Raw genomic sequence first — 15,286 nt, 5'->3', positions numbered from 1 at the left:
ATTTTCTTCCTCACGTACGCCCTGGAGTATAACCATTCGGCTCCGTAGGTAGCGTCGTCTGTATAAGCTTTGTCAAACCTGGCCGTATTGCTGGCCATGGCGCAACCAGCGCTCCAGCAGCGGACCGGCATGACTGGGCCAGCGGGCCAGCAACTCCTGGGCGGCATCGCGCACCGCCGGCAGCCAATGGGCGTCGCGCATCAGATCGGCCACCTTGAACTGCAGCAGGCCGGTCTGACGGGTCCCCAGCATCTCGCCCGGGCCGCGCAACTCCAGGTCCTTCTCGGCGATGATGAAGCCGTCGTTGGTCTCGCGCATGATAGCCAGCCGCTCACGACCGATCTGCGACAGCGGCGGATGGAACAGCAGCACGCAGTGGCTGACGGCGCTGCCCCGCCCGACCCGGCCGCGCAGCTGGTGCAACTGGGCCAGACCCAGGCGCTCGGGATTCTCGATGATCATCAGACTGGCGTTGGGCACGTCCACCCCCACCTCGATCACCGTGGTGGCCACCAGCAATTGCAGGTTGCCGGCCTTGAACTCGGCCATCACCGCGGCCTTTTCCGCCGGCTTCATGCGTCCATGGATCAGCCCGACGTGCAATTCGGCCAGGGCCAGCTGCAATTCCTCGTAGGTGGTCTCGGCCGCCTGGCAGGTGAGTTCCTCGGATTCCTCGATCAGGGTGCAGACCCAGTAGGCCTGACGCCCTTCGTGGCAGGCGGCGCGCACCCGCTCCACGACTTCCTCGCGACGGCTGTCGGTGACGCTCACGGTATTGACCGGCGTCCGTCCCGGCGGCAGTTCGTCGAGCACCGAGGTGTCCAGATCGGCATAGGCGCTCATGGCCAGGGTGCGCGGGATGGGGGTGGCGGTCATGATCAGCTGGTGCGGCGCCAGGCGACCGTCGACGCCCTTCTGGCGCAGCGCCAGGCGCTGCTGCACGCCGAAGCGGTGCTGTTCGTCGATCACCACCAGCGCCAGGCGGGCGAAACGCACCTCGTCCTGGAACAGCGCATGGGTGCCCACCACCATGGGCGCCCCGGCGGCGATGCGCTCCAGGGAGCTGGCGCGGGCCTTGCCCTTGAGCTTGCCGGCCAGCCAGGCCACCTCGATGTCCAGGGCGGCGAACCAGCGCTGGAAGTTGAGGAAGTGCTGCTCGGCGAGGATCTCGGTGGGCGCCATCAGCGCCACCTGATAGCCCGCCTCGATGGCCTGCAGGGCGGCCAGGGCCGCGACCACCGTCTTGCCGGCGCCGACGTCGCCCTGCACCAGCCGCAGCATGGGCTCGGGCTGGGCCAGGTCATGGGCGATCTCGCGCCCGACGCGCTGCTGGGCGCCGGTGGGGGTGAAGCCGAGGTTGTCCAGATACAACTGTGGCAGCCGGCGGGCGGCCGGCAGGGGCACCGCACGCTGGGCGCGCAGGGTCTCGCGCAGCCGCTGCAGGGACAACTGGTGGGTGAGCAATTCTTCGAAGACCAGCCGCTCCTGGGCCCAGTGCCGGCCCTCGGCCAGCTCTTCCAGGTCCGCGTCCGGCGGCGGTCGATGCAGGTAGCGCAGGGCATCGGCCAGGGGACCCAGGCGATAGTGCGCGGCCATCTCCGGCGGCAGCCAGTCGGGCAGGGATTCGGGCCCGAGTCGTTCCAACGTCTGGGCGCTGAGCTGGCGCAGGCGCAGCTGGGTGAGGCCTTCGGTGGTCGGGTAGATGGGCGTCAGCGTCTGCTCGACCGGCGCCGGGGCGTTCTCGTCCTGGGCGCGGTATTCGGGATGGTAGATCTCCAGGCCCGAGGCGCCGGGGCGCACCTCGCCATAGCAGCGCAGCAGGGTGCCGCGCTTGAGGCCGTCCTTTTGCGCCTGGCTGAAGTGGAAGAATCTCAGCGACAGGGTGCCGCTGCCGTCCTGCAGGCGCACCAGCAGGCTGCGCCGCCGGCCCATGAGCACCTCGGCGGAGGCGACCATGCCCTCCACCACGGCGTCCTGACCGGGCCGCAGGGCGCCGATGGGCACGATGCGGGTGCGATCCTGATAGCGCAGCGGCAGGTGGAAGAGCACGTCCTGCAGGGTTTCCAGGCCGACCCGCGCGAGCTTCTCCTGCAGAGCGGCGCCGACCCCCTTGAGGGCGGTGACCGGCGTCGCGGCCAGTTCACTCATGCCGGCTGCACGACGCCCTTGGCTTCAGGCCGCGCCACCGAGCACAGACGGACCGAGTCGGCCAGCACCTCGATGGCCTTGGGCCGCGGAAAGCTGGCGCGCCAGGCGATGGCCACGGTGCGATAGGGCACCGGCCGCTCGAAGGGGCGCACCTCGATGATCCCCGGCGCATAGTGGTGACTCTCCACCGCCGAGAACGGCAGCACCGAGACGCCCAGGCCGGAGGCCACCATGTGGCGGATGGTTTCCAGCGAAGAGGATTCCACCGTGGAATTCTTGTTTTCCTCGTGCTTGCGCACGGTCGGACAGGCTTCCAGGACCTGGTCGCGGAAGCAATGGCCTTCACCCAGCAGCAGCAGACTCTTGTCGCTGAGCTGGTTTTGCGGGATGGCCTTGAGCTTGGTCCAGGGGTGCCGGGCCGGCATCATCACATAGAAGGGTTCGTCGTACAGCGGCAGGGTCAGGACGTCCGGCTCGTTGAACGGCAGGGCGAGGATGACGGCATCCAGCTCACCGGTGCGCAACTTGTCGCGCAGCAGGTGGGTGAAGTTTTCCTCGATGTACAGCGGCATCTCCGGCGCCACCCGGTTGAGCTGCGGGATGAGGTGCGGAAAGAGATAGGGCCCGATGGTATAGATGGCACCGATCTTCAACGGCGCGGTGAGCTGGTTCTTGCCGGCCTGGGCCAGTTCGCGGATGCCCTGGGCCTGCTCCAGCACCTTTTGCGCCTGGGCGACGATGCCCTCGCCGGTGGGGGTCAGGCGCACGGCACTCTTGCTGCGCTCGAAGATCAGAATGCCCAGCTCGTCCTCGAGCTTCTTGACGCCGACCGACAGCGTCGGCTGGCTGACGTGGCAACGCTCGGCAGCTCGGCCAAAGTGCTGTTCCTGGGCGAGCGTGACGATATAGCGCAGTTCAGTCAGGGTCATAGTCAAATTCCATGGGGTGCCGGCCAATCTTAGCGGCTGTCTCTATCAACGGCCAAGCGCGACGGGCAGCAGCATGCGCTCTCGTGTTGGACCACGGCCGGGCGCAGGCTACCCTGGCCGTCTGTCCCGGCCTTTGCAGAAGGAAACACCGATGAGCACCATCCTGATCGCCGGTTGCGGCGATGTCGGCAGCCGTCTCGGTCGGCAACTGGTCGCCCAGGGCCACCGGGTCTTCGGCCTCAGGCGCACTGTCGCCGCCCTCCCCGCCGAATTGCTGCCGGTCGCGGGCGATCTCGCCGAGGCCACGCCGCCGGCCGCCTGGCCGCGCGAACCCCTCGACCAGGTGGTCTATGCCACCGCCGCGACCCACCATGACGAAGCCGGCTATCGCGCCGCCTATGTCGAGGGCCTGCGCCACCTGCTGGGCTGGCTGGCGGCCTGCGAGCAGCGTCCGCAGCGCCTGCTGTTCGTCTCCAGCAGCGGCGTCTATGCCCAGGGCGACGGCGCCTGGGTCGACGAGACCACCCCTGCCGAACCCGAGCGCTTTTCCGGGCGCATCCTGCGCGAGGCGGAAGACCTGGCGCTGGGCAGCGGCCTGCCCGCCAGCGTGGTCCGCCTGACCGGCATCTATGGCCCGGGACGCGAGGCGCTGCTGCGCCAGGTGCGCGAGGGCTCCCGGGTGACCCGCGAGCCGCCGCTGTATGGCAATCGCATCCATGTCGAGGACGCCGCCGGCCTGCTGGCGCTGCTGCTGCAGCGGGATCGCGAAGGGGTCGCCCTGGATGATCTCTATCTGGGCGTGGACGACGATCCGGCGCCGCTGGACGAGGTGGTCGACTGGCTGCGGGCGCGGCTGGGCATCACCTTCTGGTCCGACGAGGCCCAGTTGCGTCGCGCCGGCAGCAAGAGATGCAGCAACGCCCGCGCCCGGGCCCTGGGCTGGACGCCCCGCTACCCCAGCTATCGCGAGGGCTACGCGGCCATTCTCGCCGGTTGAAACGACGGAGCCCGGCACAGGGCCGGGCTCCGTTCTCAGCTAGCCAGCCACTCAGTCGCGCAGGGCTTCACCGCGGGTGGCCTGAGGACGCTCCTCGACCTTGGCGGTGCTCTTCAGGTGCGGCAGGGCTGCCCAGTAGGCGGCGCCCTTCTCGGCGTCGTAGAGACCTTCCCACTTGGCGATGACCAGCGCGGCCAGGGCGTTGCCGATCACGTTCAGGGCGGTGCGCGCCATGTCCATGATGCGATCCACACCGGCGATGAAGGCCAGGCCTTCCAGCGGAATGCCGACGCTGCCCAGGGTGGCCAGGAGCACCACGAAGGACACGCCCGGCACGCCGGCGATGCCCTTGGAGGTGACCATCAGGGTCAGCACCAGCAGCAGCTGCTGGCTCAGCGACAGGTCGATACCATAGAGCTGGGCGATGAACAGCGCCGCGATGCTCTGGTAGAGGGTGGAGCCGTCCAGGTTGAAGGAATAGCCGGTGGGCACCACGAAGCTGGTGATGGACTTGGGCGCGCCATAGGCCTCCATCTTCTCGATGATGCGCGGCAGCACGGTTTCCGAACTGGCGGTGGAATAGGCCAGGATCAGCTCGTCCTTGAGGATGCGGATGATGCGGAAGATCGAGAAGCCGAACAGCTTGGCCACCAGGCCCAGCACGCCGAGGGCGAAGAAGCCGATGGCGACGTAGACCAGCACCACCAGCTTGGCCAGCGGCAGCAGGGAGGCGAAGCCGAAGTTGGCCACGGTCACCGCGATCAGCGCGAAGACACCGATGGGGGCGTAGTTCATGATCATGTGGGTGACCTTGAACATGGCCTCGGAGATGCCCTGGAAGATCCGCACCACCGGCTCGCGGGTAGCTTCCGGCAAGGCGCCCAGGCCCAGGCCGAACATCACCGCGAAGAAGATGATCGGCAGCATCTCGCCACGGGCGACGGCGGCGAAGACGTTGGACGGGATCAGGTTGAGGATGGTCGCGATGAAGGCGTGGTCATGCTGCACTTCCGCGGTGGTCTTCTGGTACTGGGAGATGTCGGTGGTGCCCAGGGTGCTCATGTCGATGCCGGCACCGGGCTGCACGCTGTCGGCGAAGAACAGGCCGACGACGATGGCCAGGGTGGTGACGATCTCGAAGTAGAGGATGGTCTTGAGACCGATGCGACCAAGCTTCTTGGAATCGCCGACGCCGGCGATGCCGACCACCAGGGTGGCGATGACGATGGGCACCACGATCATCTTGATCAGCCGGATGAAGATGTCGCCGGCCGGCTTGAGGACGTTCGAGATCCACCAGGCTTTCTCGGCGCTGAAGTGGTTGAGCAGTGCGCCGACGGCGATCCCCAGCACGAGGCCGATAAGGATCTGCCACGCGAGGCTGAGCTTGGGCTTGGTCATGTACCGACACCTTTGTTCTATTTGGATGGAGTTCGGGACGAACGTCACCGTGTCGGGTCGTGATGCGCGAAGCGCATGCAACGCCAACGAGAGGGTGCGTTCAGGCTGCGGAAACGGTGCTCGAAAAGGACTGGGAGCACCAAGGCGTCACACTTTTGCCAGAGGGTAACGGGGTATGTCTAATGCCGCTGTCGCCTGCCCTATGCCGATCCGGCATGAGGTGTCCCGAAAGGGCCGCGCAGCATACAGGCACTGGCGCCTTGCGCGCCAGGCATACAGAGGCGCCGCTCATCGCGGCGCCCCCTGAACGTCAGCCGTTGAAGGTCGCGGGGTCCGGACCCAGACGCTTGTCCTGGTTCAGCCCGGCGATCTGCCGCATGTCCTCGTCGTCCAGGGCGAAGTCGAAGATCTGCATGTTCTCTTCGATGCGCTTGGGCGTCTTGGATTTGGGGAAGACGATGTTGCCGAGCTGGATGTGCCAGCGCAGCACCACCTGGGCCGGCGTCTTGCCGTGCTTGGCCGCCAGTTGCCGCAACACCGGGCTGCCCAGCAGCTCGCCACCCTGGGCCAGCGGACTCCAGGCTTCGGTGGCGATGCCCTTGTAGGTGTTGAAGTCGCGCAGCTCCTGCTGCTGCAGCAGCGGATGGCATTCGATCTGGTTGACCACCGGCACCACCCCGGTCTCGGTCAGCAGGGTCTCGATGTCGGCCTGACGGAAGTTGGACACGCCGATGGACTTCACCCGACCCTGGTTGCGCAATTCGATCAGCGCCTTCCAGCTGTCGAGGAACAGGCCCTTTTCCGGCAGCGGCCAGTGGATCAGGTAGAGGTCGACATGCTCCAGACCCAGCTTGGCCAGGCTGGTGTCGAAGGCGCGCAGGGCGCTGTCGTAGCCCTGGTCGGCATTCCACAGCTTGGTGGTGACGAACAGCTCGTCACGCGGCAGACCGGCCTGGGCAATGGCCTGGCCGACGCCCTCTTCGTTGCCGTAGATGGCAGCGGTGTCGATGTGTCGATAGCCGAGGTCCAGGGCGGTCTTGACCACCTGGGCGGTCTCTTCGGCCGGGGTCTGCCAGACCCCCAGGCCGAATTGCGGAATGTGGTGACCGTCGTTGAGCTGAAGACGGGTGATCGCGGACATGCGTCGCTCCTCTGAGATTGATGACTGTCAGAGGTGTGACTGGCGGCAGTGGCCTTTTGCTCCCGATCAGTCGAGCCGCACGGCTTCGGGGACGCTGTAGCTCTCGACCCAACCCAGCAGGGTACGGCCGTCCTGCTGCACCTCGATGCGCTTCCAGCGCTGGAAGGAACGGGTCTCGATCACCCGCACCTGGGTGTCGCCGTCCAGCCGCGTCAGGGTGTTGCGCGCGCGCTCACGACTGCGGTCGTAGACGAAGGGCCACTTGAGCACATCGACCGGGCCGCGCAGCATCCAGCCCTGTCCTTCTTCGGCGAAGCGAAAGGACACTCCGCCCTCGGCGCGGGCTGGGTTGCTACCCAGCAGCAATAGGGCCGCCACCAGCAGTGAAGGAAGGATACGGCGAAGGGTCGAAAGGACATTCGGGGTCATGTTGGCCTCGTCTGTGGCACCAAAAAAAACAGCGCCCGGGGTGGACGCTGCGGAGGTAGACCCTCTGGTGCGCCAAACGACTGCACGACTTGCCCGAGAAATGCCAAATGGCCAGCAGTCTCGGGCAAAATCCTTAGTGCAATAGCTAGGCCGCGCTGAACAGCTTGTGCGGATCGATGACGAATTTCTTCGGGACGCCCGAATCGAATTCGCTGTAGCCGCGGGGGGCCTCGTCCAGGGTGATCACCTGTACACCGACGATGTCGGCGATCTTGATGCGATCCCACATGATCGCCTGCATCAGCTGGCGGTTGTACTTCATCACTGGGGTCTGGCCGGTGTGGAAGCTGTGGGACTTGGCCCAGCCCAGACCGAAGCGGATGCTCAGAGCACCCTGCTTGGCGGCGGCGTCCACGGCACCCGGATCGTCGGTGACGTAGAGGCCGGGGATGCCGATCTTGCCGGCCACCCGCACGATGCCCATCAGTGAGTTCAGCACGGTGGCCGGGGCCTCGCTCTTGGCGCCTTCGTGACCATGGCCACGGGCTTCGAAGCCGACGGCGTCGACCGCACAATCCACCTCCGGCGTGCCCAGCAGCGCGGCGATCTGCTCGTGCAGCGGGGTGTCCTGGGACAGGTCGGCGATCTCGAAGCCCTGGGCCTTGGCGTGGGCCAGGCGTACCGGGTTGACGTCGCCGACGATGACCACGGCGGCGCCCAGCAGGCGGGCCGAGGCGGCCGCGGCCAGACCGACCGGGCCGGCCCCGGCGACATAGACGCTGGTGCCCGGACCGACGCCGGCGGTGACGGCGCCGTGGTAGCCGGTGGGCAGGATGTCGGACAGGCAGGTCAGGTCACGGATCTTTTCCATGGCCGCGTCACGATTCGGCAGCTTGAGCAGGTTGAAGTCGGCATAGGGGACCAGCACGTATTCGGCCTGGCCACCGACCCAGCCGCCCATGTCGACGTAGCCGTAGGCACCGCCGGCGCGCGAGGGATTGACGGTCAGGCAGACGCCGGTGTCCTGCTCCTTGCAGGTGCGGCAGCGACCGCAGGCGACGTTGAAGGGCACCGAGACCAGATCGCCGACCTTGAGGGTCTCGACGTCACGACCCGCTTCGATGACCTCGCCGGTGATCTCGTGGCCGAGCACCAGGCCTTCGGGGGCAGTGGTCCGGCCGCGCACCATGTGCTGGTCTGAACCACAGATGTTGGTGGAGACCACGCGCAGGATGACGCCGTGGTCGATACGCTTGCCCTGCGGGGTTTCCATCTTCGGGTAGGGAATGGTCTGCACCTCGACCTTGCCCGCGCCCAGATAGACGACGCCACGATTACCGGACATGTTGCACCTCGCTGTTATTGTTGGACTGGCTCTAGCGGTTCGAGCCTAGTCCTCGCGAAGCGCGGCGTCTGTGGGGATGGCGTTTTTGGCGATGCCGAGGTCGCCCCTGCGGGTCGGCCTGGCCAACCCGGTCACGCCGCCACGGCGGGCGGCATGACCGGCCGGGATCAGGCGGGTGCCAGGGCGGCGGCGCGGCGCTCGCGGCTGAGCAGGTAGCAGCCGATGCCCACGCCCAGCAGGGCCAGGCCCATGACGTACCAGGCCGGGCCCAGCGGATGCTGCTTGAGCATCAGGGTCACGACCATGGGGGTCAGGCCGCCGAAGATGGCGTAGGCCACGTTGTAGGAGAAGGACAGCCCCGAGAAGCGCACCTTGGGCGGGAAGGCCAGCACCATCACCCGCGGCACACCGCCGATGACGCCGACCGCCGCGCCGGCCAGGGCATAGAGCGGGAACAGCCATTCCGGATGGACCTTGAGACCGGCATAGAGCGCCCAGCTGGCCACTGCTAGGATCAGACCGCCGCCGATGAACACCGGGCCGCTGCCGAAGCGATCGGAAAGGGCGCCGGAGACGATGCAGCCCAGGGTCAGGAAGACGATGGCCAGGCTGTTGGCCTTGAGCGCCAGGGCGGCGGAGAAGCCGTACTGGGTCTGCAGCAGGGTCGGGGTCATGAGGATGACCACCACGATGCCGGCGGTGAGCATCCAGGTCAGCAGCATGGACAGGATCACGCTGCTGCGGTGGTCGCGCAGCACGGCCTTGAGCGGCACTTCCTCGGCCAGCGACTTGTGGATCGCCAGTTCGGCGAACACCGGCGTCTCGTGCAGCCAGCGGCGCAGGTAGACCGAGAACAGGCCGAAGACGCCGCCGATCAGGAAGGGAAAGCGCCAGGCGTAGTCGGCCACTTCCACCGGGGTGAAGACGGTGTTGATCAGGGTCGCCATCAGCGAGCCGAGCAGGATGCCGAAGGTGAGACCGGCGGTCAGGGTGCCGCAGGCATAGCCGACGTGCTTGCCGGGGACGTGTTCGGAGACGAACACCCAGGCGCCGGGCACCTCGCCGCCGATGGCCGCGCCCTGGATGATGCGCAGCACCAGCAGCAGGATCGGCGCGGCCACGCCGATCTGCGCGTAGGTGGGCATCAGGCCCATGCCCAAGGTCGGCAGGGCCATCATGAAGATGCTCAGGGTGAACATCTTCTTGCGCCCGAGCAGGTCGCCGAAGTGGGCCATGATGATGCCGCCCAGCGGACGTGCCAGATAGCCCGCGGCGAAGATGCCGAAGGTCTGCATCTGTCGCAGCCAGTCGGGCATGTCGGCGGGAAAGAACAGCTTCCCCACCACCGCGGCGAAGAAGACGAAGATGACGAAGTCGTAGAACTCCAGCGCGCCGCCCAGGGCGGACAGCGAGAGGGTCTTGTAGTCGTTGCGGCCCAGAGGGCGCGACGTGAGCGGCGCAGAGGCGGATTGCAGTTTCATCGAGGATCCCGGACAAGAGAGGAGCGCAAAGGAAATTCGGCCTCTGGCATCCCTCCGGGTGTAGCGGACAAGACGCGGCCCCGAGTGACCGTCCGCCTGGAGCGGCTGGCAGGGATCGGGCGGGTCGCCGGATGGGCGCCGGACCTGCACCGCGCCGCCTGCGCTCTTGTGGAGCACGGCGGCAGCAGGTCTACCGATCATTACCTGATCATCGGACGTGCAGGGCCCTCTGGATTGCCTGGCCGTGCACGGTCTCCACGATAGCAAATCTGCAAGGAATTTCCGCTATTCATTCAGTGCCCATTCAGGGCTCATCTGCCGAGCTATGGCTGTTCCATCCTGGTGCAAAAGCGGTCGAGCCGCCCTGCCCCAGGCGTTATACTGTAGCCCCCTAACGATCTCCGCCGAGAGATTGGCAGCATTCTTGCGTGCAGATGCTGAACGTTACCTACCTATCCGGGCTCCCGAGGGCCCTGTCATGATCGAAGAGCTCGAACAAGAAGATCCCATCCCCCAGGGCGACCTGGCCATGCAGATCACTGCGCTGCCCCGCGAGACCAATGGCTTCGGCGACATCTACGGCGGCTGGCTGGTGGCCCAGATGGACCTGGCCGGCAGCGCCATGGCCAGTCGCCTGGCCGCCGGGCGCGTGGCCACCGTGGCCATCGACCGCATGGCCTTCATGACACCGGTGCCCGTGGGCGCACAGCTCTCCTTCTATACCAACACCCTGGAGGTGGGCCGCAGCTCCATCCAGATCCTCATCGAGGTCTGGAGCGACGATCCGCTGTCCAGCGAGTGGAGCAAGGTGACCGAGGCGGTGTTCGTCTTCGTGGCCATCGATGGCAGCGGCCGCACCCGCCCCCTGCCCGCGCGGCGCTAGCACCCGCCGGCCTTGCCGCTAGGGCTCCCGGGCCAGCGGCGCCTCGCGCACCTGGGTCGGCCGTCCGTGGCGGATGCCTTCGACCTGCTCCAGCGCCTGCCGGACCTCGGCGGCGGTGGCCAGCAGCCGATAGTCGAGGGTGAAGTCGCGCGTGCCGCCGGCTTCGATGCGCGGCACCAGTCCCAGGGCCCGCTGCTGGCTGCGGTTGTAGGAAAAGCTGGTGCCCGGCTCCAGGCCGGTGACATAGCCCTGGGCCTTGGCATCGGTGTTCTTCCACAGGGTGAAGACCGGCAATTCCCGCACATTGAAGGCCAGCGCCACGCCCTGGTGGGCACTGCGATCGTGCAGTACCGCGAGGCTGCGCCCCTGATCGTCGCCCCAGGGATAGAGGTTGTAGACCGTCTCGCCATAGCCCGGCGTGGGCGCGCGATAGGTCTGCCACTCCGCCAGCTCCTGGCGCGCCCGCGCATCGAAGGGTGACACCTCCCGCACCGGCGCGGCGAACCGGGCGCCTTCACCGAGCAGCGGCGGCCCGAAATTGCTGTGATAGAGCACCTGGTACTCGGCGGCGTGCGCCCCCTGGTTGGTCAGGCGATCGTGCAGGGTGAAGCCGGTGGCCCCGGCGTGGGTGACCAGTTCGGTGTCGATGCGAAAGTTGGCCTGCTTGAAGGCCTCCTCGTGCAGCACGCCCTTGAGGCTGATGCGGTGCGGCGGCTGTTCGTCGATGGTCAGCACCACCTGGCTGGCCGGCAGGTAGCTGGCCCGACCGTGCAGGGTCAGCAGTTGCCCCCGGTCCATTCCGGGGTGGCCGACCCACTCGAAGCCGGCGCGCGCCACCAGTTCGTTGAAGCCTTCCAACCAGCCCAGGCCATTGCGGCTCTCCAGGTTGACGAAGGCCGGATTGACCACCTCGCGCACCGGCGAATCCCAGCCCAGTCGCAGGGTGCCGGCCTGGGCGCGCAGGACGTTCATGCCGCGGGTCGCCACCACGGTGAGTTGCAGGGCGCCGGTGTCGATCTCGATCAGCACCGAGCCTTCCTGGCGTCCGCCACTCAGGCGGTGCACCCCGACGGCAAAGGCCAGGCCATCGCGCAGGCCCAGGCGATCACTGCTGATGCTCCAGTTCTGCACCGGCTTGTCGGGGGCGATGAGGGTGTATTCCCAGGCCGAGGCGCTGGCGCTGACAAGGAACAGGAGACAGCCGGACAGCAGACGAGCATGGATCATGGAGTCCCCTTGGCGGCGCGATCGCCTTGAGTCTAGACCAGCCTTCGCCCGGCTGCAGACCTCGTTCCAGACCCTGAAAAGGCGCGAGACCGACGATTTCCGTATAGGTTTGTACAAGGAAATCAAAGGAATGGGTAAAGACAACCTTTACCATTCAAACGACCGTTCGGTACTTGCCAGGGCAGCGATTTTTGCCGAGGATCGGCTCGTCTCTACCACGGAGTGGACTCCATGAAACCTTCAGCCCTGTTCTTGTTGCTTGCCCTGGCGGGCGTTGCCCCGGCGTATGCGGGCAATACCGAAGCCGGACTCGGCGGCGCCGTGGGTGGCGTACTCGGTACTCTGGTCGGCCAGCAGGTCGGCGGCAGCACCGGTGCGGCCATCGGTGCCGGCGTCGGCGGTGCAGCAGGTGGTGTACTGGGCGCTGACCGGCGCAATCGGACCGAGGCCGCCATCGGCGGTGGCCTGGGCGCGGCGGGCGGCAACGTGATCGGCAATAGAGTCGGTGGCAGCACCGGCGGTCTGGTTGGCGCGGCCCTGGGGGGCGGTGCCGGCGGTGCCCTGGGCAACAACCTCGGCGACAGCGGTCGCGACGACCGCGGCTATCGGGGCTATCGCGACCACCCCGGCAAGGGCTGGAAGCACGCCAAGCACCGACACAAGCACTGGGATCGGTAATGAAAAACGCCCGGCTATGCCGGGCGTTTTCCTGTGCGCTCGAGCCTACTGGCCGAGGTCGCGCAGGCGCTTGCCCTGCATCAGGTTGCGCTCGATGCGCTCCAGGGTGACGCCCTTGGTTTCCGGCACCAGCCAGAACACCAGGAAGATGAACACCACGTTCAATCCGGCATAGATCCAGAAGGTGGTGCCCTGGCCCAGGGTGCCCAGCATGGTCAGGAAGGTGGCGCCGACGATCATGTTGGCGATCCAGTTGGTGAAGGTGGAGCAGCCGATACCGAAGTCGCGGCCCTTGAGCGGCTGGACTTCCGAGCACAGGGTCCAGATCAGCGGACCGGCCGACATGGCGAAGCCGACGATGAAGATCAGCAGCATGACCACGGTAAAGGTCTGCTGGCCGTGGCTCAGGTTGCCCATGCCGAGCATGGTGCCGACCACGCCCAGACCCACGGCCATGACCACGAAGCCGGTATAGAGGATGGGTTTGCGGCCCCACTTGTCGACCAGGAAGATGGCGATGAAGGTGGCCAGCACATTGGTCAGACCGACCGCGGCGGTAAACCACATCTGGGCGGCGGTGTCGTAGCCCATGCCTTCGAAGATGCGCGGCGCGTAGTACATCACCACGTTCATGCCGGTGAATTGCTGCACCACCTGCAAGAGCACGCCCAGGCCCACCGAGCGGCGGAAGTTGGCGTTCTCCTTGAACAGCGACCAGCCCTTCTGCGGCACCTTGAGCTGCTCTTCGATCTCGGCGACTTCCTGCTGGATGACCTTTTCGTCACCGCGCAGCTTGTGCAGGACCTTGATGGCCTCCTGCTTGCGCCCGGCCATGATCAGCCAGCGCGGACTGTCCGGCAGGGCGAAGACGCCGATCAGGAACAGCACCCCGGGGATGGCGATGATGCCGAGCATCCAGCGCCAGGCCTCGTAGTAGCTGAAGGCGGTGTTGGACAGGAAGGCGATCAGGATGCCCGCGGTGATCATCAGCTGGTACAGCGAGATCATCGAGCCACGGATGTTTTCCGGGGCGACCTCGGCCAGGTACAGCGGCGCGGTGAAGGAGGCGATGCCGATGGCGAGGCCGAGCAGGAAGCGGGCGAAGATCAGCATGGTCGGCGAGGTGGCCAGGCCACAGAGGATCGAGCCGATGACGAACAGGATGGCGCCCAGCATCAGGGACTTCTTGCGACCCAGCTTGGCCGACAGCGAACCGGCGCCCAGCGCACCCAGGGCGGCGCCGGCCATCATGCTGGAGACGATCCACTCGATCACCTGATCGGAGATCTGGAATTCCTGCTGGATGAATTTGGTGGCGCCGGAAATGACGCCGATGTCGAGGCCGAACATGAGGCCGGCCAGGGCGGCCATCAGGCAGGCGAAGATCGCCTTGGGCTGCGCCTTTTCGGTGACGTGACCGTCGGCGTGGGTAGTGGTGTTGCTCATGACTGAGGCTCCTCGCTCGCCTTGTGGGCGATCTTGTTGTCGCGGGTCGTTCCGTATCCGTTTGTTACAGACCTGTCCAACGACCCTTGGTTCGGCTGATGAGAAGCCCCTACCAGAGCCGCGCGGGCTGGGCGTTCACATAGGTGGCATAGAGCGAACCACCGCCGGTGATGAACAGGCGATTGCCCTTGAGGCCGCCGAATTCGACGTTGGAGACGGTTTCCGGCAGGTGCAGGGTGGCCAGTGGCTGGCCGCCTGGCGTGAAGACCCGCACGCTGTTCTGCTCGGCCGAGCCGGCCCAGCTGCACCAGAGGTTGCCGTCGCTGTCGACGCGGAAGCCGTCGATCACGCCCTGCTCCTTGGCGTCGATCAGCACCTCGCCACCGCCGAGGGTGCCGTCGTCCTTCACGGTGAACGCCCTGAGGTGATTGGGCTTGCCGGGATTGCCGCCGCCAGCGGTGTCGCTGATGTAGAGGCGCTTGCCGTCGGGCGCGAAAGCCAGGCCATTGGGGCGGCCGAAGTCACCCACCGCCACCGTGGCCTTGCCCTGGGGATCGATGCGATAGACGTTGGTGGGCAGCTCGAATTCGGCCTTGTGGCCCTCGTAGGCGCCGAGGATGCCGTAGCCCGGATCGGTGAACCAGATGGCGCCGTCAGCGCCGACCACCACGTCGTTGGGGGCGTTCAGCGGCTTGCCGTCGAAGCGGTCGAGCAGCACCGTGACGCTGCCATTCAACTCGCGGCGGGTCACGCGGCGGCTGTCGTGCTCGCAGCTGATCAGCCGACCCTCGCGATCGCGGGTGTGGCCGTTGGCGTTGTGGGACTGGTCGTCATAGACGCTGACATGGCCGTCGTCGGCGCTCCAGCGCATCACCCGGGCATTGGGGATGTCGCTGAACAGCAGGCAGCGCCAGTCGGCCATCCACACCGGGCCTTCGGTCCAGAGACCGCCGGACCACAGCCGTTCGACGAAGGCATTGCCCAGGCGGCCCTTGAAGGCCGCATCGTGGATCTCCCAGGCGGGATCGGGCATGACGATGGGCGGCTTGCCCTCCCAGTTGCGGGTGAGACCGAACTTGTCGTCGGCCAGGGCGCGACTGGCGACCAGACCGGCCGAGGCGGCCAGGGACACGCCAAGAAAGGTGCGACGGGCGAGTGGCATGGGGAGACTCCTTTGTTGT

The 15,286-nt window shown here is 66.7% G+C and carries 13 protein-coding genes; 3 read left to right on the top strand and 10 right to left on the bottom strand.

Going from position 1 to position 15,286, the window contains the following annotated elements; translation table 11 throughout:
- Positions 1-72: 72 nt before the first annotated feature.
- Positions 73-2,148, bottom strand: coding sequence for an ATP-dependent DNA helicase RecG (recG, locus tag QKY98_RS06235; RefSeq protein ID WP_027597395.1), 2,076 nt, complete (start codon positions 2,146-2,148; stop codon positions 73-75).
- Complete coding sequence (locus QKY98_RS06230; protein ID WP_007159908.1) at positions 2,145-3,077, bottom strand: hydrogen peroxide-inducible genes activator; 933 nt, start codon at positions 3,075-3,077, stop codon at positions 2,145-2,147. The genes recG and QKY98_RS06230 overlap by 4 nt, the downstream gene beginning before the upstream one ends.
- Before the next feature lie 151 nt (positions 3,078-3,228).
- Here QKY98_RS06230 and QKY98_RS06225 point away from each other — a divergent pair, with 151 nt between their 5' ends.
- On the top strand, positions 3,229-4,074 hold the full coding sequence (locus QKY98_RS06225) for an NAD-dependent epimerase/dehydratase family protein (protein ID WP_144945229.1): 846 nt from the start codon (positions 3,229-3,231) through the stop codon (positions 4,072-4,074).
- A gap of 51 nt (positions 4,075-4,125) precedes the next feature.
- Here QKY98_RS06225 and gltP read toward each other — a convergent pair whose 3' ends face one another.
- From gltP to QKY98_RS06200, 5 genes are all read right to left on the bottom strand, one after another.
- Positions 4,126-5,475 carry a glutamate/aspartate:proton symporter GltP gene (gene gltP, locus QKY98_RS06220; RefSeq protein WP_284670537.1) on the bottom strand — a complete coding sequence of 450 codons (1,350 nt, stop codon included), beginning with the start codon at positions 5,473-5,475 and terminating at the stop codon, positions 4,126-4,128.
- 310 nt (positions 5,476-5,785) lie between these two features.
- Positions 5,786-6,616 carry an aldo/keto reductase gene (locus QKY98_RS06215; RefSeq protein ID WP_284670536.1) on the bottom strand — a complete coding sequence of 277 codons (831 nt, stop codon included), beginning with the start codon at positions 6,614-6,616 and terminating at the stop codon, positions 5,786-5,788.
- A 66-nt stretch (positions 6,617-6,682) separates the two neighbouring features.
- Entirely contained in the window at positions 6,683-7,045 is a 363-nt protein-coding gene (locus QKY98_RS06210) for a hypothetical protein (protein WP_223855398.1), read from the bottom strand.
- Positions 7,046-7,190: 145 nt separating this feature from the next.
- Positions 7,191-8,390: a formaldehyde dehydrogenase, glutathione-independent gene (gene fdhA, locus QKY98_RS06205; RefSeq protein ID WP_027597391.1), complete on the bottom strand. Its 1,200-nt coding sequence runs from the start codon at positions 8,388-8,390 to the stop codon at positions 7,191-7,193.
- A gap of 167 nt (positions 8,391-8,557) precedes the next feature.
- The gene (locus QKY98_RS06200; protein WP_169742418.1) at positions 8,558-9,865 is read right to left on the bottom strand and encodes an MFS transporter; all 1,308 of its coding nucleotides are present in this window, start codon (positions 9,863-9,865) and stop codon (positions 8,558-8,560) included.
- A gap of 487 nt (positions 9,866-10,352) precedes the next feature.
- Between QKY98_RS06200 and QKY98_RS06195 the strand changes: the two genes are divergently transcribed.
- On the top strand, positions 10,353-10,754 hold the full coding sequence (locus QKY98_RS06195; protein WP_026083995.1) for an acyl-CoA thioesterase: 402 nt from the start codon (positions 10,353-10,355) through the stop codon (positions 10,752-10,754).
- 18 nt (positions 10,755-10,772) lie between these two features.
- On the opposite strand, the gene QKY98_RS06190 is transcribed toward QKY98_RS06195, so the two are convergent.
- A complete protein-coding gene (locus QKY98_RS06190; RefSeq protein WP_037007502.1) occupies positions 10,773-11,981 on the bottom strand; it encodes an aldose 1-epimerase family protein in 1,209 nt (402 codons plus the stop codon).
- Between the two features lie 231 nt (positions 11,982-12,212).
- Between QKY98_RS06190 and QKY98_RS06185 the strand changes: the two genes are divergently transcribed.
- On the top strand, positions 12,213-12,659 hold the full coding sequence (locus tag QKY98_RS06185; RefSeq protein ID WP_007159917.1) for a YMGG-like glycine zipper-containing protein: 447 nt from the start codon (positions 12,213-12,215) through the stop codon (positions 12,657-12,659).
- 45 nt (positions 12,660-12,704) lie between these two features.
- Here QKY98_RS06185 and QKY98_RS06180 read toward each other — a convergent pair whose 3' ends face one another.
- Entirely contained in the window at positions 12,705-14,105 is a 1,401-nt protein-coding gene (locus tag QKY98_RS06180) for a sugar porter family MFS transporter (protein ID WP_074584205.1), read from the bottom strand.
- Positions 14,106-14,214: 109 nt separating this feature from the next.
- Positions 14,215-15,267, bottom strand: a complete 1,053-nt coding sequence (locus QKY98_RS06175) for an SMP-30/gluconolactonase/LRE family protein (RefSeq protein WP_042134668.1) — start codon at positions 15,265-15,267, stop codon at positions 14,215-14,217.
- Positions 15,268-15,286: the final 19 nt, after the last annotated feature.

Origin of the sequence: Pseudomonas sp. HR1 (assembly GCF_030175875.1) — a bacterium.
Classification (GTDB): domain Bacteria; phylum Pseudomonadota; class Gammaproteobacteria; order Pseudomonadales; family Pseudomonadaceae; genus Chryseomonas; species Chryseomonas oryzihabitans.
The sequence above is the reverse complement of the archived record's forward strand: the minus strand, read 5'-3'. Positions and strand labels throughout refer to the sequence as shown.

Bases quoted from the DNA above. Each gene is read 5' to 3' on its own strand.
- recG (WP_027597395.1), bottom strand. From the start codon at position 2,148: ATGAGTGAACTGGCCGCGACGCCGGTCACCGCCCTCAAGGGGGTCGGC.
- QKY98_RS06230 (WP_007159908.1), bottom strand. From the start codon at position 3,077: ATGACCCTGACTGAACTGCGCTATATCGTCACGCTCGCCCAGGAACAG.
- QKY98_RS06225 (WP_144945229.1), top strand. From the start codon at position 3,229: ATGAGCACCATCCTGATCGCCGGTTGCGGCGATGTCGGCAGCCGTCTC.
- gltP (WP_284670537.1), bottom strand. From the start codon at position 5,475: ATGACCAAGCCCAAGCTCAGCCTCGCGTGGCAGATCCTTATCGGCCTC.
- QKY98_RS06215 (WP_284670536.1), bottom strand. From the start codon at position 6,616: ATGTCCGCGATCACCCGTCTTCAGCTCAACGACGGTCACCACATTCCG.
- QKY98_RS06210 (WP_223855398.1), bottom strand. From the start codon at position 7,045: ATGACCCCGAATGTCCTTTCGACCCTTCGCCGTATCCTTCCTTCACTG.
- fdhA (WP_027597391.1), bottom strand. From the start codon at position 8,390: ATGTCCGGTAATCGTGGCGTCGTCTATCTGGGCGCGGGCAAGGTCGAG.
- QKY98_RS06190 (WP_037007502.1), bottom strand. From the start codon at position 11,981: ATGATCCATGCTCGTCTGCTGTCCGGCTGTCTCCTGTTCCTTGTCAGC.
- QKY98_RS06185 (WP_007159917.1), top strand. From the start codon at position 12,213: ATGAAACCTTCAGCCCTGTTCTTGTTGCTTGCCCTGGCGGGCGTTGCC.
- QKY98_RS06180 (WP_074584205.1), bottom strand. From the start codon at position 14,105: ATGAGCAACACCACTACCCACGCCGACGGTCACGTCACCGAAAAGGCG.
- QKY98_RS06175 (WP_042134668.1), bottom strand. From the start codon at position 15,267: ATGCCACTCGCCCGTCGCACCTTTCTTGGCGTGTCCCTGGCCGCCTCG.